General features: G+C 32.8%; 20 protein-coding genes. 13 read left to right on the forward strand and 7 right to left on the reverse strand.

Annotated features, from left to right (window positions below):
• Window positions 1-5 precede the first annotated feature (5 nt).
• From cysE to miaA, 4 genes are all read right to left on the reverse strand, one after another.
• Window positions 6-740, reverse strand: a complete 735-nt coding sequence (gene cysE / locus JJ842_05775) for a serine O-acetyltransferase (protein ID MBO6971420.1) — start codon at window positions 738-740, stop codon at window positions 6-8.
• Window positions 740-1,732, reverse strand: a complete 993-nt coding sequence (locus tag JJ842_05780; protein MBO6971421.1) for a GntR family transcriptional regulator — start codon at window positions 1,730-1,732, stop codon at window positions 740-742. The genes cysE and JJ842_05780 overlap by 1 nt, the downstream gene beginning before the upstream one ends.
• Before the next feature lie 78 nt (window positions 1,733-1,810).
• Window positions 1,811-2,383: a translation initiation factor IF-3 gene (locus JJ842_05785; protein MBO6971422.1), complete on the reverse strand. Its 573-nt coding sequence runs from the start codon at window positions 2,381-2,383 to the stop codon at window positions 1,811-1,813.
• Window positions 2,384-2,436: 53 nt separating this feature from the next.
• Window positions 2,437-3,336, reverse strand: coding sequence for a tRNA (adenosine(37)-N6)-dimethylallyltransferase MiaA (gene miaA / locus JJ842_05790; GenBank protein ID MBO6971423.1), 900 nt, complete (start codon window positions 3,334-3,336; stop codon window positions 2,437-2,439).
• A gap of 152 nt (window positions 3,337-3,488) precedes the next feature.
• On the opposite strand from miaA, the gene gyrB reads away from it, so the two are divergent.
• The 6 genes from gyrB to JJ842_05820 all read left to right on the forward strand — a co-directional run bounded on the left by gyrB (window position 3,489) and on the right by JJ842_05820 (window position 9,035).
• A complete protein-coding gene (gene gyrB, locus JJ842_05795) occupies window positions 3,489-5,456 on the forward strand; it encodes a DNA topoisomerase (ATP-hydrolyzing) subunit B (protein ID MBO6971424.1) in 1,968 nt (655 codons plus the stop codon).
• Window positions 5,453-5,782 (forward strand): hypothetical protein, encoded by a 330-nt coding sequence (locus tag JJ842_05800; GenBank protein ID MBO6971425.1) that lies wholly within the window; start codon window positions 5,453-5,455, stop codon window positions 5,780-5,782. The genes gyrB and JJ842_05800 overlap by 4 nt, the downstream gene beginning before the upstream one ends.
• A 3-nt stretch (window positions 5,783-5,785) precedes the next feature.
• The gene (locus JJ842_05805; GenBank protein ID MBO6971426.1) at window positions 5,786-6,157 is read left to right on the forward strand and encodes a CrcB family protein; all 372 of its coding nucleotides are present in this window, start codon (window positions 5,786-5,788) and stop codon (window positions 6,155-6,157) included.
• On the forward strand, window positions 6,154-6,483 hold the full coding sequence (locus JJ842_05810) for a CrcB family protein (protein ID MBO6971427.1): 330 nt from the start codon (window positions 6,154-6,156) through the stop codon (window positions 6,481-6,483). The genes JJ842_05805 and JJ842_05810 overlap by 4 nt, the downstream gene beginning before the upstream one ends.
• 43 nt (window positions 6,484-6,526) lie before the next feature.
• The gene (gene mgtE, locus JJ842_05815) at window positions 6,527-7,933 is read left to right on the forward strand and encodes a magnesium transporter (GenBank protein ID MBO6971428.1); all 1,407 of its coding nucleotides are present in this window, start codon (window positions 6,527-6,529) and stop codon (window positions 7,931-7,933) included.
• Between the two features lie 100 nt (window positions 7,934-8,033).
• Window positions 8,034-9,035: an RpoD/SigA family RNA polymerase sigma factor gene (locus JJ842_05820; GenBank protein ID MBO6971429.1), complete on the forward strand. Its 1,002-nt coding sequence runs from the start codon at window positions 8,034-8,036 to the stop codon at window positions 9,033-9,035.
• Here JJ842_05820 and JJ842_05825 read toward each other — a convergent pair.
• Window positions 9,020-9,934, reverse strand: a complete 915-nt coding sequence (locus tag JJ842_05825; protein MBO6971430.1) for an alpha/beta fold hydrolase — start codon at window positions 9,932-9,934, stop codon at window positions 9,020-9,022. The two genes, JJ842_05820 and JJ842_05825, sit on opposite strands and share 16 nt — an antisense overlap.
• Window positions 9,935-10,023: 89 nt before the next feature.
• Between JJ842_05825 and JJ842_05830 the strand changes: the two genes are divergently transcribed.
• Window positions 10,024-11,022, forward strand: coding sequence for a carbohydrate kinase (locus tag JJ842_05830; protein ID MBO6971431.1), 999 nt, complete (start codon window positions 10,024-10,026; stop codon window positions 11,020-11,022).
• Here JJ842_05830 and tsaE read toward each other — a convergent pair.
• Window positions 10,980-11,417, reverse strand: coding sequence for a tRNA (adenosine(37)-N6)-threonylcarbamoyltransferase complex ATPase subunit type 1 TsaE (gene tsaE, locus JJ842_05835; GenBank protein MBO6971432.1), 438 nt, complete (start codon window positions 11,415-11,417; stop codon window positions 10,980-10,982). The two genes, JJ842_05830 and tsaE, sit on opposite strands and share 43 nt — an antisense overlap.
• Before the next feature lie 51 nt (window positions 11,418-11,468).
• On the opposite strand from tsaE, the gene JJ842_05840 reads away from it, so the two are divergent.
• Both JJ842_05840 and JJ842_05845 read left to right on the forward strand, forming a co-directional pair.
• Window positions 11,469-12,887, forward strand: coding sequence for an adenosylhomocysteinase (locus JJ842_05840; protein MBO6971433.1), 1,419 nt, complete (start codon window positions 11,469-11,471; stop codon window positions 12,885-12,887).
• Between the two features lie 2 nt (window positions 12,888-12,889).
• Window positions 12,890-13,549 (forward strand): DedA family protein, encoded by a 660-nt coding sequence (locus JJ842_05845; GenBank protein MBO6971434.1) that lies wholly within the window; start codon window positions 12,890-12,892, stop codon window positions 13,547-13,549.
• On the opposite strand, the gene JJ842_05850 is transcribed toward JJ842_05845, so the two are convergent.
• The gene (locus JJ842_05850; GenBank protein MBO6971435.1) at window positions 13,546-13,917 is read right to left on the reverse strand and encodes a single-stranded DNA-binding protein; all 372 of its coding nucleotides are present in this window, start codon (window positions 13,915-13,917) and stop codon (window positions 13,546-13,548) included. The two genes, JJ842_05845 and JJ842_05850, sit on opposite strands and share 4 nt — an antisense overlap.
• A 134-nt stretch (window positions 13,918-14,051) precedes the next feature.
• On the opposite strand from JJ842_05850, the gene JJ842_05855 reads away from it, so the two are divergent.
• From JJ842_05855 to JJ842_05870, 4 genes are all read left to right on the forward strand, one after another.
• A complete protein-coding gene (locus tag JJ842_05855; protein MBO6971436.1) occupies window positions 14,052-15,101 on the forward strand; it encodes a rod shape-determining protein in 1,050 nt (349 codons plus the stop codon).
• Between the two features lie 4 nt (window positions 15,102-15,105).
• The gene (gene mreC / locus JJ842_05860) at window positions 15,106-15,855 is read left to right on the forward strand and encodes a rod shape-determining protein MreC (GenBank protein ID MBO6971437.1); all 750 of its coding nucleotides are present in this window, start codon (window positions 15,106-15,108) and stop codon (window positions 15,853-15,855) included.
• On the forward strand, window positions 15,855-16,394 hold the full coding sequence (locus JJ842_05865) for a hypothetical protein (GenBank protein ID MBO6971438.1): 540 nt from the start codon (window positions 15,855-15,857) through the stop codon (window positions 16,392-16,394). Before mreC ends, JJ842_05865 begins: the two co-directional genes overlap by 1 nt.
• A gap of 157 nt (window positions 16,395-16,551) precedes the next feature.
• Window positions 16,552-17,298, forward strand: coding sequence for a response regulator (locus JJ842_05870; protein ID MBO6971439.1), 747 nt, complete (start codon window positions 16,552-16,554; stop codon window positions 17,296-17,298).
• Window positions 17,299-17,317: the final 19 nt, after the last annotated feature.

Below are 17,317 nucleotides of genomic sequence, written 5' to 3' on the forward strand. Positions count from 1 at the left end.
AAGATTTAATCGTCACCAAGAAATTCTATAATTTCTTTGTCTTTAAGATTTTGTGCATTACCAAGTTTTGAAATATCAATAGATTCTGAGTTGGCTAGACACTGTAAAGTTTTTTGTAATTTGAGAATTTGATTTTCAAGAGAATCTATTCTATCCATTAAATTTTTGATCACATTAGCTTCCGCATCTGGTAATGCAGAATGCGCAAGTGGATTCACTTTGACCCCACTTTGATGAACAACTCTGCCTGGAATCCCTACCACGGTGCTGTTCCCTTCTACATTACGAACAACTACTGAACCTGCACCAATACGGGTATTAGATCCTACTGTTATGGATCCTAAAACTTTTGCACCTGCCCCAACAACAACATTCTCTCTCAAGGTTGGGTGTCTTTTCCCGTGACTTTTACCAGTCCCCCCTAATGTCACTCCCTGATAAAGTAGACAATTATTTCCAATCTCAGCTGTTTCTCCAATGACAACTCCCATACCATGATCTATAAAAACTCTTTTACCAATTTTGGCCCCAGGATGAATTTCAATTCCTGTCATTAGCCTATTGAGATGGCTTAAAAAACGAGGAATTAAAGGAATTTTTAATTTCCATAATTTATGAGTAAATCTATGAATAACTATTGATTGAAAGCCTGGATAGCATAGAAAAATTTCTAAAATTCCTCTAGCAGCTGGATCTCTTTCTTTGATAATTTCTATATCTGATTTAAAAGTTCTTAGTATCATTGTTTAATTGCAACCCCAATTTCTTTTTTTAATTGATTTATTGTTTCTACACTCAAATAATTTTTGGCGCATATTATTTGAGGTAACCTTATAAGTTGAGAACGATTTTTTAATAATGTGTTTTCTACAACTGATAAACTAGGTCCATCACACACTATGTGGTTGGAAGCTTTTAAAAGCGATAATAATCTGCTGCTGTTATCTGAGATCGCTGTCATAAGCATTAATTCACTACCTCGCATGCTGTGTATGATAACTTCTGCTGCTCGCAATAAACCAGGGCTAATGCTGACAATACCTACACAACTCCCAGCACTTAATTCTTTGAGTATTTTTAATTCTTTTTGAAAGTCGCTCAAATCAACTGCGACAGCACGAACTCCATATTGCTTAGCAACTTTTTCTAAAGGTTGTAAAAAATATCTGCTTGTAACAATAGTTCCATTATTTGAACTACTTAAAACTTTTTCTAATTCTTCCATAGGAATAACTTCTACGGGCACATTAATTTTTGGAGAAAGGTCTTCTGCTATTAACATAGAGGCGCCTATATCTTCTCTAGGAGTACTGACTATAATTTTTGATCCACATTTAATGCGCCAATCAATTTCATTAGTTAATATTTCCCTTATTTCTTGTAAGGTACAGCCAAGATTTATGAAGTTGTCAATAGCCTTTTTTGCTTCTTGATCTGGGGGTTTACTAATTTTGCCTTTTGAGTAGATTGATTTTTTTAAGTCTCTTTTTGTAAGATTATCTCTAACATAAATACCTGATCCAGCTATTGCTTCAACAACTCCATCAATTTCAAGTTGTCTATAAACTTTACTTATAGTATTCCTATGGAGCCCAGTTTGCATTGCAAGTTGTCTAGTGCTTGGAAGTCTATGACCTGGAGGATAATGTCTAGCTGCTATAGCAAAGCAAATTTGATTATATAGTTGCGTTGATGCTGGGATATCACTTTCTTGTTGAATATGAAATCTCACTTTAAAAAAATCCTTACTAATTCATTTTTATCAATAGTGACACTTTAACATTTGTCATAGTTTTTCGATAATAATTATTTACTCTGAATCTTTTTTAATTAGGGGAGTTTTCCTGGGGCTTAAAAACATAATCATGTTTCTACCCTCTCTTTTTGGCTTTTGTTGCACTTCTGATTGCTCTTCTAAATCATTAGCCATTTTTAAAAGAAGTGTTTCAGCTAAATTTGAGTGTTGAATTTCTCTGCCTCTAAAAATTACAGTGCATTTTACTTTGTCTCCCGATTTTAAAAATTTAGTAGCTTGACCAATTCGAACGTCATAATCATGCTTATCAATTTTGTACCTCATTTTAACTTCTTTAACTTCTGTTTGATGAGATTTTTTTCTTGCTTCTTTTGCTTTTTTTTCTTGTTCAAATTTATATTTTCCATAGTCCATTATTCTACAAACAGGAGGATTTGCTTTTTCACTAACTAAAACCAAATCAAGTTCTCTTTGTGATGCTATTTCTAATGCTTTCAATCTATCTATTACACCTAATTGTTTTCCGTCTGAATCAACAACTCTCAATTGAGGGTATTTTATCCTTTCATTAATATTTGGGAGCTCTCTAACTGGAGCGCGGCGGTCAAATCGTGGGCGTGGTGGCATTCAGTTTAGTTAATTAATTGATTGGATGATGAACAAATCTATTATTTATAAAGTTAGCCTAAAAAAGACTCTATTTTAATTATTGCATCTTTTAGCAGGTTTTTGTTATTAAGCCAAATAGGATTATTTTTATTACGAAACCATGTTTTTTGTCTTTTGGCAAATTGGATTGTTTTTATGGCAGTTTGCTCAATCGCCTCATCAATCGTTAAATGGTTATTTAAGAAATCCCTAGATTCACGGTAACCAATAGTTGCTAATGCTGGTAAATCTTTCCCATATTGAGAAATAAGGTCTCTAGTTTCTTCAACGATTCCCTCTAAAAACATATTTTTTGTTCTTTGTAAAATTCTCTCTTTTAAATTATCTCTATGTAATCCAAGCTCTAATATTTTCCATTCAGGCGGTTTTTGAATTTTTTGTTTGGATAAAGGTTTACCTGTTACGTAAAAGACTTCTAGAGCTCTTATTGTTCTAATGTGATCAGCATAATTAATTTTTTTTGTTGATATTGGATCACAATTCTTCAACATCGCCCAACATTCTTTCTGGCCCAGATCTTCTAATTGTCTTCTCAAATTATTTTGCGGAGGGACATTAGGGACAAAAAAACCTTTTGTGATTGAGTTCATGTATAAACCACTTCCTCCAACAAGAAAAGGTAAATTATTTTGTCTAATTTCTTTTGTTATTGATTTTTTGGCAATTTCTTGAAATTGTTTCACATTTATTGGATTAATAGGCTCTGCAATATCTATCAAATAATGCTTTATTCTGTTTTGTTGATTCTTAGATGGTTTGGCTGTTCCAATATCCATAAACTTATAAGTTTGTCTTGAATCGATATTATGTATGCTCGTTTTAAAATATTCTGCAATTTCAATTGCTAATTCTGTTTTGCCACTAGCTGTTGGTCCAATTAGAACTATTACATGAGGTAGATGAAAAGTCATATAAATTTCTGAAGAAAAATCTATTCGTTATATAATTAAAGTGATTAAATTTTTCATAGACTTCGAGCCTTTCTCTTATTGCAGTGGTAAGTTTAATGAAAGAACTTTTAAAAACTAAATTTTAAAAAGTTTAATGTTTTTTTTTATATTAAATGAGTGAGGACAAAAGATCTAATATAATCTCAAATGATTATGGTGCGGAGCAAATTCAGGTCTTAGAAGGTCTTGAACCAGTTCGTAAACGCCCCGGGATGTATATAGGTTCTACAGGTCCTAGGGGTTTGCATCATCTGGTATATGAAGTCGTTGATAATTCAGTTGATGAAGCACTCGCAGGACATTGTGATCATATAGAAATAGTTCTTCGAGCAGATGGCTCAGCTTTAATTTCTGATAATGGAAGAGGTATTCCAACTGATATTCATCCAAGGACTGGGAAAAGTGCCTTAGAAACTGTTTTAACTGTTCTGCATGCGGGGGGTAAATTCGGAAGCGGTGGCTATAAAGTTTCAGGCGGTTTGCACGGAGTAGGAATATCTGTAGTTAATGCTTTAAGCGAATGGGTAAATGTTACTGTTTTTAGAGATGGCTGTGAGTTTAAACAAAGATTTGAAAAAGGCTTATCTAAAGGTGAATTGCAAACCCAAAAGCAGTCTTTAAAGCCTTTGAAAACAGGAACAACTATTTGCTTTAAACCTGATAAAACGATTTTTGCTGGAGGAATTGAATTTGAATATAATGTACTCTCGTCTAGATTAAGAGAATTAGCTTATCTTAATGGTGGTGTAAAAATTGTTTTTAGAGATGAGAGGAATGAACTCTCAGATGGATCTTTCAAGGAAGAAATATATTTATATCAAGGAGGTATTAAAGAATATGTTCAATACATGAATTCAGAAAAGGAGTCTATTCATCCTGAAATAATTTATGTTGACTCTGAGAAAGAAAATGTCTACGTTGAGGCAGCTTTACAATGGTGTTCAGATGTATATTCAGATAATATTTTAGGCTTTGCAAATAACATTAGGACTATTGATGGAGGTACTCATATTGAAGGATTAAAAACAGTTTTGACAAGAACATTCAATAATCTTGCAAAGAAGAGGGGCAAAAGAAAAGATATTGAAAAAAATTTGGCTGGCGAAAATATTAGAGAGGGCTTAACTGTAGTTTTATCTGTTAAAGTTCCAGATCCAGAATTTGAAGGGCAAACAAAAACAAAATTAGGGAATACTGAAGTTAGAGGAATTGTAGATTCTCTTATTGGGGAGGCTCTTACAAAATACATGGAATTCAACCCTGGAATATTAGATTTAATTCTTGAAAAAGCAATTCAATCATTTAATGCAGCAGAAGCTGCTAGAAGGGCTAGGGAATTAGTCAGAAGAAAAAGTGTTTTAGAAAGTTCAACTTTGCCTGGAAAATTAGCAGATTGTAGTTCTAGAGATCCCTCAGAATCAGAAATTTATATTGTTGAGGGGGATTCTGCTGGAGGTTCTGCTAAACAAGGAAGAGATAGAAATTTTCAAGCTATTTTGCCTCTCAGGGGAAAAATTCTCAATATAGAAAAAACTGATGACACTAAAATATATAAAAATACTGAAATTCAGTCATTAATTACAGCTCTAGGGTTGGGCATAAAAGGAGAGGAGTTCGACTCCAGCTCCCTGAGATATCATAGAGTTGTCATAATGACAGATGCTGATGTTGACGGTGCCCATATAAGGACTTTATTGCTGACATTTTTCTATAGATATCAAAGAGAACTCGTTGAAAAAGGTTATATATATATTGCTTGCCCCCCTCTTTATAAAGTAGAAAGAGGTAAGAATCACAAATATTGTTATAACGAGAATCAACTAAAGGATACAATCTCAGATTTTGGAGAAAAAGCAAATTATAATATCCAAAGATTTAAGGGATTAGGTGAGATGATGCCAAAACAATTGTGGGACACTACCATGAATCCTCAAACTAGAATGATGAAAAGGGTTGAAATAGAAGACGCACTTGAAGCTGACAGAATATTTAACATACTAATGGGAGATAAAGTTGCCCCAAGAAGAGAATTTATTGAAACCCATAGTAGCAACTTAGATATGGCTACTTTAGATATATGATAAAAAATCTTCTAAAGAATTTTTGTTTAATTACTTTTGCATTAATTGGTCCAATCACCTTACCCGCTGGTGGGATTCAAAAAAGCTTAAATGAAAACAAGTTTCCTAATAATTCAAAAGAGATTACATTGAATTCCAATATTTCTCTCTATTCTTTTCCTGAAATTCATGCTAAAGAATTATTAGTTCTTGATGTAGGTGAAAATTTATCAGTTTTACGTAAATGGAAAGTTAGAGAAGGGGAAATTTGGCTAAGGGTTGAATTAGCTTCTAACAAATTATTAGATAACCCTAGCAAGGTTACAAAAGGTTGGATAAAAATGTAAATTTTGGATTTTCGTTCAATAGCTTTCATTTTATGTGGCAGTACATTTGGATTAATACTAAGACTTTTCATACAAAATAATTTAAAAATAAATTTAGGTTTTGATATTCAAAATACTTCAATAGTTAATTTTATAGCATCATTTTTTTTAGGGATTTTAGTGGCATTAAATTTTATTCACAACGACTTATTATTTTTATTTTACATTGGTTTTTTAGGATGTTTTAGTACATTTTCTTCCTTCATTTATCAACTATTTATCCTATTTAAGAAGAAGAAATTTCTAAGATTAGTTTTGCATTACATTGAAGTAATAGTTATTTCTTTCATTCTCTTTTATTTAGGTTACTTTCTTATTTCGGTTTTTATAAAGTGAAAATCAAAAGTTTTATTTATATTCTCTTAGCTTGTTACATAGGTACTTTATTAAGAATATTTATTGATAGCAATTTAATTATTTCAATAATCGGATCTTTTTTCGTTGGTATTATTGTAAGTAAAAAGTTAAGTTTCTCAAGCGAAAAAATTTTATTAAGCGGTTTTTTTTCTTGCTTCACATCGTATAGCGGATTTATATATTTTTTATACAAAATTGTTAATCAAGGAGATTGGATAAAATTTATAATTTTTTTTAATTTAATCCTTATCGTAAATTTATTCGCTATGTATTTAGGGTTCTGGATAAGTAGAAAAATTACTTAGATTTCATATAATGGTGTTGTTACTTTGACAAGGAATTATATTTATGGATGAAAATAATCTTGAAACGATTACAACCCTATCTTCAGATTTAAATACTCGAGAAAATATTACTATTCAACTTGAAGAATTGTTAGTTGCAGGAAATTATGACGAGGCAAAATTACTTCTAGAGCCTTCTCAACCTGTTGATATTGCAGATGCTATTGGAAGCCTTCCACTAATATTGCAGGCATTAGCATTTCGATTGTTAAAGAAAAATGAGGCAATTGAGGTTTATGAATATTTAGATCCAGTAGTTCAACAAACTTTATTAGACAGACTTCGTTCAGGCGAAGTTCTAGAAATTGTTGAAAAGATGTCTCCTGATGATAGGGTTCAACTTTTTGATGAATTACCTGCAAAAGTTGTAAGGAAATTTTTATCTGCACTTAGTCCTGGTGAAAGAAAAGTAACAGCTGAATTACTTGGATATGAGCCTGAGACTGCTGGAAGATTAATGACTACTGAATTCATAGATCTTAAAGAAATGCAAACAGCAGCAGAGGCACTTTCTTTGGTCAGAAAAAGAGCTCCATTTACAGAAACAATATACAGTTTGTATGTAACGGATAAAGAAAGGCACTTAACAGGTATCCTCTCTTTGAGAGACTTAGTAACTGCAGATCCTTCTAAGCCGATTGGAGATGTAATGACAAAAGATGTAGTTAATATAACTACTAATACAAATCAAGAAGAAGTCGCAAGAGCAATTCAAAGATATGATTTTTTGGCGCTCCCAGTAGTGGATAAAGAAAAAAGACTTGTCGGGATTGTAACTGTCGATGATTTGATTGATGTTATCGAGCAAGAAGCAACAAGAGATATTTATGCAGCGGGGGCAGTTCAACCCGGAGATGAGGATGACTATTTTCAAAGTAGTTTGTTTACGATAGCTCGAAGAAGAATTTTGTGGTTGTTAATTTTGGTTTTAGCAAATGGTTTGACGACAAAAGTAATTGCGATGAATGATCAAATATTAAAAGAAATAGTATTATTGGCTGCATTTATTCCGCTTCTCATAGGTACTGGTGGAAACGTTGGAGCTCAAAGTTCAACTGTTGTTATTAGAGGTTTAAGCACCCAGAAGTTGAAGTCTCTTGGTGCAATTAAGGCAGTTGCTAAAGAGGCAATAACAGGTGCTCTTTTAGGTATTTTGATGATGCTGGTAGTATTCCCCTTTGCTTGGTGGCAAGGAGAAGGTCCTTTAATAGCATCTGCTGTAGGGATAAGTTTAATATCAATAACAACTTTAGCTGCTACGACAGGAGCTATTCTTCCTTTGTTGTTTGACAGAATGAGATTGGATCCAGCCTTAATGTCTTCTCCTTTTATAACTACTGTTACTGATATTGCAGGTGTTTTTATTTATCTAAGTACTGCAAAATGGTTATTAAGCTCTTCATTCCTTTAAATCAACTAGGTATTTATTCTCATTTTTGTAAATTTGTGGATTTTTTTGTTTAACTTTACATTTCTTAATGGTATTGTTTACAAAACATCATTAAGTTTTCATGTCCTCTGAAACATTAAGTGAGAATAAATTAACTACAATCGCAAGCTTAAAAGCTAGTAACGATGTCGACCTTGTTAGATCTTATTTGAGAGATATTGGTAGAGTTCCTCTACTTTCTCATGAGCAAGAAATTACTTTAGGTAGGCAGGTTCAGGAATATATGCAAGTCGAAAGAGCAGAATTAGAAATTATTGAATTAACAGGAGATAAACCCAGCGTTGACGAATTATCAGAAAAATTAAATCTATCCTCTTCCATAATCAAGAAAAGATTAAGAGCTGGACAAAGAGCTAAAGAAAGAATGGTGGCCGCAAATTTGAGGTTAGTTGTAAGTGTTGCAAAAAAATATACTAAGAGAAATATGGAACTATTAGATTTAATTCAGGAGGGAACAATTGGGCTTGTAAGGGGAGTTGAGAAATTTGATCCAGCCAGAGGTTATAAGTTTTCTACATATGCATATTGGTGGATTAGGCAGGGTATTACTAGAGCAATTGCTGAAAAAAGTAGAGCAATAAGGCTACCAATTCACATTACTGAGATGTTGAATAAATTGAAAAAAGGTCAAAGAGAGCTGAGTCAAGAGATGTCTAGAACCCCAACAGTAAGTGAACTTGCAAAATACGTAGAGCTGCCAGAAGAAGATGTTAAAGATTTGATGTGTAAAGCTGGACAACCAGTTAGTCTTGAAACCAAGGTTGGTGATGGTGAAGACACAGTTTTATTAGATCTACTAGCAGGTGGTGAGGATTTGCCAGACGAACAAATAGAGATGGATTGTATGAGAGGCGATCTTCACTCCCTACTACATCAATTGCCTGATCTTCAATGTAGAGTTTTAAGAATGAGATACGGTATGGATGGAGACGAGCCAATGTCTCTTACAGGAATCGGGAGGGTATTAGGAATTAGTAGAGATCGAGTAAGAAATCTAGAACGAGATGGATTGAGAGGCTTAAGAAGACTTAGTGATAATGTAGAAGCTTATTTTGTTTCCTGAAGAAATTCATGTATTAAATTATTTGTTTTTTCAGGTTCTTCATCATGTGGGCAATGTCCGGCGCCCTCAATAATATCTAATCTTTTAATATTTTTAAACTTCTTCTTCCATTCTTTTGCTTCACCTAATGATTCCCAGGGATCTTTTTCTCCCCATATTAGTTGGATTGGTATGTCAACCTTATCAAAAAGATCTGTAGCAAGATAGTCATCAAATAAGTTAATAAATCCACGGAATGCTTCTTTAGAATTTTGCCTTTGAGAGGGTTGATAAAGTATTTTAATCAATTCTTCATCTACATTTTTTCCTGAAGGGTAAGCTTGTTCAAGTATTTTTTTTATAACTTTTGGATTAGCAGCTCTTGTAAAAAGTGTATTACTTATTACTCTTTGCCTGACTATTGTTTTAAGAACGGGTCTTAGTAGATTCATTATGATATTACTTTTTTTTAAACGTTTATCATCCATAGTTCTTTGTGCACAATCAATCAAAATAACGCCCTTGCAATTATCTTTAAGGTTTTCGGCTGCTTTCAATGCAATAACACCACCAATTGAATTTCCTACCAAGTAAACAGGAGATTTTATTACTTCTGCACAAAATGTTGATATTTGATTACCCCATAAGTCAAATGAATATTTAATTGAGTTTTCTTTTTCAGGTTCATAATTTAATAAAGCATTAGGCTGACTGCTTTTTCCAAATCCTAATAAGTCAATTGCGTAGCAGTTAGAAAAATTACCAAGAAAATCTTGATTATGTCTCCAGTGGTTTTTTGATGCCCCAAATCCATGAATTAATAAAACTTTAATATTTTTTTTAGACGTAGATTGTTTTGATAAAGACCAAGAAATTTCCCAATTTTTCCACTTCCAAGTTTCAGATTTTTTTAAAGACACTTTGAATTTGATTTTAATTAAACTTTAATTAAAAAAAAAATTATTCGTTTTTTAATAAATTATTCTTAGTTAAGAAAAACGTTCATTTTATGAAAAAGAGAAAGGTCATATGTGTTGGAGAGGCTTTAGTAGACAGAATTAGAAATGAGTCAAATCAAGGATTTACAGATTTTTTGGGTGGTGCACCGGCTAATGTTGCTTGTGCTCTAAGAAAATTAAAAATAGATTCAACATTTATAGGAAGTTTGGGTGGTGATGATTGTGGAAAAAAATTTATTACGCAATTTAATAAATTGGACGTTAACTTAGATTTCTTGCAATTAGATAATAATTCATCTACTCGCGTGGTTAATGTAGATAGAGATCAATTTGGAGATCGTTTTTTTTCAGGATTTGAGGAGAGTTCTCATTCATGCTTTGCAGACGAAGTTCTTAGAAAGAAATTAATCGAAAAAAAAATTTTAAAGTTGGAGAAATCTTTTCTAGAAACAAAATATTTGATTACAGGAACGATTTTATTATCATGTCCAATTTCAGCAGAAGCTATTGTTTTTCTTCTTGAACAGGCTAAAAAATTTGAAGTCAAAATAGTTATTGATTTGAATTGGAGAGAGGTCTTTTGGGATCATTCAAGTTTTTCTTCAGAAATTACTAAAGCCGCGAGAGTTAATTTAATCAAGAAATTTTTAAATAATGCAAATATTTTAAAACTTGCTAAGGAAGAAGCAAATTTGTTTTTTGATGATGATAATCCATTTCTAATTTCTCAAAAATTGTCTAATAGACCAGATGTAATAATAACTGATGGAAAAAATCCCGTTTCATGGTACATCAATGAATTGCAGGGAATTACCGAAACTCCCACTTCTCAAAAAATTGTTGATACAACTGGCGCAGGGGATGCTTTTCTCGCAGGCTTAATTTCAAAATTTATTTCTTCTGGCTATCCTTTAAATAAACAGAAGATAGAAGATTACATTAAGTTCGCCGGTGTTTGTGGATTTTTAACTTGTCTTGGTGAAGGAGCCATAGAGCAACAACCAGACTATGAGAAAGTTAATAAATTTTTGGGATCTCTTATTTCGTAGTGCCTTCCAAAATTTTTTGCGTAACTAATTTCTATTTTCCAGAAATTATCAACTACTGATTCTATTAATTCTGGCCATTCAATAACTAAAATAGCTTGTCTCTGTATTGCCTCTTCTTCTTCTGAAAAAAAAACTTCTTTTGCTGAAGAAACATTTTCTAACCTGTACAAATCAAGGTGAATGAGTGGAATTTTTCCGGAGTTATAGTGATGCGATAAAGCAAATGAAGGGCTTGTAATGTCATCAGAGATTGATAAGCCTTTGGCAATCCCTTGAACAAATGAAGTTTTCCCAGCCCCAATTGGACCCTGTAATAAAACAATTGATTGAGGATTTAATTTGTGTGAGAGTTTTTTCCCTAAATTTAAAGTCTCTTTTAAATTCTCAACAAACACAAAATTACACAAAAATCATATATAGTTTAATAGAAAAAGTATTTATTAGATATGGTTATCGCAGATTCAATTAAGACCTCTACACCTAATTACGTTATCGCTGATATCTCTTTATCAGATTTTGGTCGTAAAGAAATTAAAATTGCAGAAACGGAAATGCCTGGATTAATGGCACTTAGAGATAAATATCAATCTGAAAAGCCACTAAAAGGAGCAAAAATAGCTGGAAGTCTTCATATGACTATTCAAACAGCGGTCTTAATTGAAACTCTTGTTGATCTTGGTGCTGAAGTAAAATGGGCTTCATGTAATATTTTTTCAACTCAAGATCATGCTGCTGCAGCTATTGCAGATCAAGGAATTTCTGTATACGCAAAAAAAGGTGAGACGCTTGATGAATATTGGCAATACACTCACAATATCCTTGATTGGGGTTCAGACTCTCCAAATATGATTCTTGATGATGGGGGAGATGCAACTGGCTTATTGATACTCGGTAGTAAAGCAGAAAAAGATTTATCTGTTTTAGATAATCCTGGTAATGAAGAAGAAATTGCTTTATTCAATTCTATTAAGTCTAAGTTGGAAAATGACAGTGATTTCTATTCTAGAATTAAGAGTAATATCATCGGTGTCACTGAAGAAACTACAACGGGAGTTGCAAGACTTTATCAGCTGCAAAAGCAAAATGCTTTACCTTTCCCTGCTATCAACGTTAATGATTCAGTAACTAAGAGTAAATTTGATAATTTATATGGTTGTCGTGAATCTCTAGTTGACAGTATTAAGCGTGCTACTGACGTGATGATTGCTGGGAAGGTTGCTTTAGTTATGGGTTTTGGAGATGTAGGTAAAGGTTCAGCTCAGTCTCTAAGAGGACTTGGTGCAATTGTAAAAGTTGCTGAAGTCGATCCAATTTGTGCACTTCAAGCGGCTATGGAAGGTTTTAGCGTTGTTACATTAGACGATGTTGTGGAAGACATAGATATATTTGTTACAGCAACTGGGAACTATCAGGTGATAACAAACGAAAATCTTGTCAAGATGAAAGATGAGGCCATAGTCTGCAATATCGGCCATTTCGATAATGAAATTGATGTGGCTTCTTTGAAAGATTATCCATGGGAAAATATTAAGCCGCAAGTTGATCACATAACTTTACCGAGTGGCAATAAAATAATTCTTTTAGCTGAGGGTAGATTAGTTAACTTGGGTTGTGCTACTGGACATCCAAGTTTTGTTATGAGTAATTCTTTTACTAATCAAGTACTAGCTCAAATTGAACTTTTCAATAAGTCAGAAAAATATGCTAAGGAGGTTTATGTTTTACCAAAACACTTAGATGAAATGGTAGCTAGATTACATCTAGATAAAATTGGCGCAAAACTAACAAAATTGACTAAGGAACAAGCTGATTATATTAATGTTTCTGTTGAAGGTCCTTATAAACCAGATCTTTATAGATACTAAGTTTGAGTTTAATTTTTGTAAATTTTCTTACTTCAATCCCTGACTATATTAGTTTGGCTGTTGAAAAGAATTCAACAATTGCATACCTCACTATTTGTTTGGCTATGTTTTTAGAAAACATAATACCTCCAATCCCTTCGGAAATAATAATGCCATTGGGAGGGTTTTTTGTTTATCAACAAAAATTGAATTTTTATATTTTAGTTTTTTGGGGATTAATTGGAACTATTTTAGGATCATTGCCTTGGTATTATTTAGGTAGATTGGTAAATGAAAAAAGACTTTCAAATTTTCTAGATAAAAAAGGAAAATATTTAGGAATTTCGTCCAATGATTTAATTAAAAGTAAAAGGTGGTTTGATAAATACGGGGTTTCTTTAGTTTTTTGGGGCCGATTAGTACCAGGTATAAGAACTTTAATTTCTATTCCCGCAGGCATAGAACTTATGCCATTAAGAAAATTTTTGATTTGGACTACGTTTGGGAGCTTGATATGGGTAGCACTTCTTACTTATGCAGGGTATTTATTTGGTGAAAATTATCCAATTATTGAAACTTATTTAGATCAAGTTAAATATTTTGTTAAACCTATTTTAATTTTAATATTCTTATATTTTTTAATAAAGTTTTTTATTAGATTTTTTAAAAAAAATAAAGCTTAGAAGGGGATATCGTTAGAGTTACTATTGTTAGAATATTGGTTATTTTCAGATTCTTTTCTTGAGCTCAGTAAATTTAATCTATCCACTCTAACAACTGGTTTGTATCTATCTTCTCCAGAATTTTTATCTTTCCAACTATCAATTTTAAAGCTTCCTGTAATTCCAATTAAAGAACCTTTTTTTACGTAATCTGCTGCTATTTGTGCTTGTTTACCCCATATCTCTAAATTAAACCAGTCTGGCTCTTCATCTCTGCTTCTTCTATTAACTGCAAGAGTGAAATTAGCTACAATGCTGCCAGATTCAAAATATTTGACATCTGGTTCTCTACCAGCTCTGCCAACTAAGTTAATAGTGTTAATTTCCATAATTTTTTTTTTTATAATACTCACATTTTCAGTTTTTGCTCAAAGTTTTGCGTGCTATTCATAACTAAAATAGAGATTTGTGAGAGCTTAACAAAAAATAGATATATTATTTATAAAAAAGAATTCTTATCGTGATTTTTAACAGATTTAAATTTTCTAGAGACATTGGCATTGATTTAGGAACGGCCAATACTCTCATACATGTTTCAGGTAAGGGAGTTGTTTTGCAAGAGCCGTCTGTAGTGGCAATGGATTTAGAAGAAGGAGTTCCTTTGGCAGTTGGTAAGGAGGCAAAATTAATGCTTGGAAGAACCCCCGGTAATATAAGAGCTGTAAGACCACTAAGAGATGGGGTTATCGCAGATTTTGATGCGGCAGAGCAAATGATAAAAACATTTATTCAAAAATGTAACGAAGGTAAGGGCTTATTAGCTCCAAGAATAGTTATTGGTATTCCAAGCGGAGTTACAAGTGTTGAGCGCAGAGCAGTCAGAGAAGCTGGGTTAGCTGGAGCAAGAGAAGTCCACTTAATCGACGAACCTGTGGCAGCTGCAATAGGAGCTTCACTACCAGTAACTGAGCCAATTGGGACTATGATTGTCGATATTGGTGGTGGTACCACCGAGGTTGCAGTATTAAGTCTGGGTGGCACTGTATTAAGTGAATCAGTTCGAATCGCTGGCGATGAAATCAATGAATCAATTGCTCTATATCTTAAAAAAGTTCACAACTTAGTAGTTGGAGAAAGAACTTCAGAAGATATTAAGATCAAAATAGGATCTGCATTTCCAGACGATGACTTTGATAAAACTTCCTTGGAGGTTAGAGGTTTGCATCTGTTATCAGGTTTGCCAAGGTCAGTTACTTTGACATCTGGAGAAATTCGAGAAGCCATGGCTGATCCATTAAGTAAAATAGTTGAAGCTGTTAAAAGAACTTTAGAGAGAACACCCCCTGAACTCGCTGCAGATATTGTTGATAGAGGTATTATGCTTGCAGGGGGCGGGGCTTTAGTTAGAGGCATTAATGATTTGGTGAGCGATGAAACAGGGATATTTACTCACATAGCAGAGAACCCACTTCTCTGTGTAGTTAATGGTTGTGGAGAGGTCTTGGATGACTTTAAAAAACTAAAAAGAGTTGTTGATACACCTGACTTTATAAGGAACGCGATAAGAGATTAAAACCATGTTTGATATCCGACGAATTTCTAATAGTCGTTGGTGGCACAAAAAGAAAAATTGGACATTGTTAGTAATTTTTTTATTTTTGATGTTTATACGAATATCAAAAGGTTCACTTTATAAGGATTTTTATTATTTTATTTCAAAACCATTTTGGCCTGGTCCATATCAAAAAGAAATTATTCTTGAGAGCTTAGATCAAGAATCTCTAATACAATTAAATCTACTAAAAAAAGATAATTTAAGATTGCGGAAAATTTTATTTCTTCAAGAATCATCTAATAGCGATAATATTTCAGCGGCTGTTATTTCAAGAAAAACGGGTGGTTGGTGGAGACAAATAATATTAAACAAAGGTTCAAAAGATGGAGTTGAAATTGGAAGTGCTGTTATTGGCCCAGGTGGATTATTAGGAAGAATAAACAGTACTTCTTTTTTTACTTCGTCGGTTACCTTATTGACCTCTCCAGAAAGTAAAGTAGGGGTATGGCTGGATAGAATACAGATTAGTGGATTACTAATCGGTTCAGGAGATAATTACCCCAGCTTAATACTTTATTCAAAAGATGCTGATTTAAAGATCGGAGATCTTGTTTCATCTTCCCCTGCTAGTACTTTATTACCTCCAAATATCCCTATTGGTATTGTCCAATCTTTAGACGAGTCATTGAGATCTAGAAAAACGGCAAAAATATTTCTTTTGGCAAAACCTCAGGTAATAGATTGGGTGCAGATTTTAAAAGTGAAAAGTTAATGAATAAATTTTTCCATAAAAAATTATCAATAATTTTATTAATTTTTATCCCAATTGTTTTTTTATGGCATCCAAATTGGCTTGGATTTTTAGATATCCAGCCGTATTGGCCTTTATTTTGGTTATTGCCATGGTCAATGATAAATGGATCAATTAATGGACTAATTTTTGGGTTGTTTTTAGGACTAATTTTAGATTCTTTAACGTTGGATAGTAATTTTTCACAAATACCAGGTTTAGTTTTATGTGGAGTTTGGTTTGGAAGAATTAAAATACATAGTAATTTAATAGTAGGTCATTTTAGGTACGGTTTAATTTGTTCTATTGGAAGTTTTATATGTGGAACTTTATATTTTTTGCAGATTTTGTTTAAACATTTTTCAAGTAGTGCTTTTTTACTATTTTTTCCTAGTATGCAAAATATTCTAGCTGAAGTATTTCTGACAGGTTTTTTTGCTCCTTTAATTTGTTCACAACTTTTGAGAATATTTAAATCTTCTGAGGCTTTAAAAACAATAATAAATTTTGGAAAGAAGTAAAAGGTTTAAAAAATATATTTATTTTTTAACTATTAAAACTTTTTATAATCTTTTGAATATCCCTTAGAGGGTTCATAATGTTATATTTTTAATTGTTAGAATATAACTTCAATGCAATAGTTCTTTGCTTTGAAATATCGGGAAATCTTTTTTAACTATGTCAAAAGCAAGAATTTTAGTTGTTGATGATGAGCCAGCAGTTCTTAAGGTGTTAGTTACAAGACTTCAACTAGCAGGATATCAAGTTTTTTCTGCAACTAATGGTGAAGAAGCTCTTGAATCTTTTCACAGAGATTCTCCAGACTTGATAGTTCTTGATGTTATGCTCCCGAAAATGGATGGATTTGCAGTATGCCGCAGAATTAGGGCCGAGTCCGTAGTACCAATAATATTCCTAACTGCTTTAGAAGCGATTTCAGAAAGAGTCGCAGGATTGGACTTAGGAGCAGATGATTACTTATCAAAACCATTTAGCCCGAAAGAGTTAGAGGCTAGGATTGCTACTATTTTGAGAAGAATGGGCCCCACTGTATCTGTTACCGAAACGAAAGAGGTTCCATCTGGTAAAGGAGTGATGAAATTTGGAAGTTTAGTTGTTGATACTAATAGAAGACAAGTTTCTAGAGCCGGGGAAAGAATAAGCCTTACTTATACTGAATTTAGTCTTCTGGAGTTATTGTTTGACGAGCCAGGTAAAGTCGTTCCTAGAGCTGAAATTTTAGAACAGTTATGGGGTTATCCGCCTAGGAGAGCAGCAGATTTAAGAGTTGTGGATGTATATGTAGCGAGATTAAGAGGTAAATTAGAACCGGATCCAAGAAATCCAGAGTTAATATTAACTGTTAGAGGGATTGGTTATGCATCACAAAGAGTCGGAGAAACAGCAACATCTTTGGCAAGTTGATACTTAGTCTGATACTTTT

Source organism: Prochlorococcus marinus CUG1433, assembly GCA_017644425.1.
GTDB classification, from domain to species: Bacteria; Cyanobacteriota; Cyanobacteriia; order PCC-6307; family Cyanobiaceae; genus Prochlorococcus_A; species Prochlorococcus_A marinus_U.

Bases quoted from the DNA above. Each gene is read 5' to 3' on its own strand.
- miaA (MBO6971423.1), bottom strand. From the start codon at position 3,336: ATGACTTTTCATCTACCTCATGTAATAGTTCTAATTGGACCAACAGCT.
- mgtE (MBO6971428.1), top strand. From the start codon at position 6,527: ATGGATGAAAATAATCTTGAAACGATTACAACCCTATCTTCAGATTTA.
- JJ842_05830 (MBO6971431.1), top strand. From the start codon at position 10,024: ATGAAAAAGAGAAAGGTCATATGTGTTGGAGAGGCTTTAGTAGACAGA.
- JJ842_05840 (MBO6971433.1), top strand. From the start codon at position 11,469: ATGGTTATCGCAGATTCAATTAAGACCTCTACACCTAATTACGTTATC.
- JJ842_05800 (MBO6971425.1), top strand. From the start codon at position 5,453: ATGATAAAAAATCTTCTAAAGAATTTTTGTTTAATTACTTTTGCATTA.
- JJ842_05870 (MBO6971439.1), top strand. From the start codon at position 16,552: ATGTCAAAAGCAAGAATTTTAGTTGTTGATGATGAGCCAGCAGTTCTT.
- gyrB (MBO6971424.1), top strand. From the start codon at position 3,489: ATGAGTGAGGACAAAAGATCTAATATAATCTCAAATGATTATGGTGCG.
- JJ842_05865 (MBO6971438.1), top strand. From the start codon at position 15,855: ATGAATAAATTTTTCCATAAAAAATTATCAATAATTTTATTAATTTTT.
- JJ842_05820 (MBO6971429.1), top strand. From the start codon at position 8,034: ATGTCCTCTGAAACATTAAGTGAGAATAAATTAACTACAATCGCAAGC.
- mreC (MBO6971437.1), top strand. From the start codon at position 15,106: ATGTTTGATATCCGACGAATTTCTAATAGTCGTTGGTGGCACAAAAAG.
- JJ842_05850 (MBO6971435.1), bottom strand. From the start codon at position 13,917: ATGGAAATTAACACTATTAACTTAGTTGGCAGAGCTGGTAGAGAACCA.
- JJ842_05785 (MBO6971422.1), bottom strand. From the start codon at position 2,383: ATGCCACCACGCCCACGATTTGACCGCCGCGCTCCAGTTAGAGAGCTC.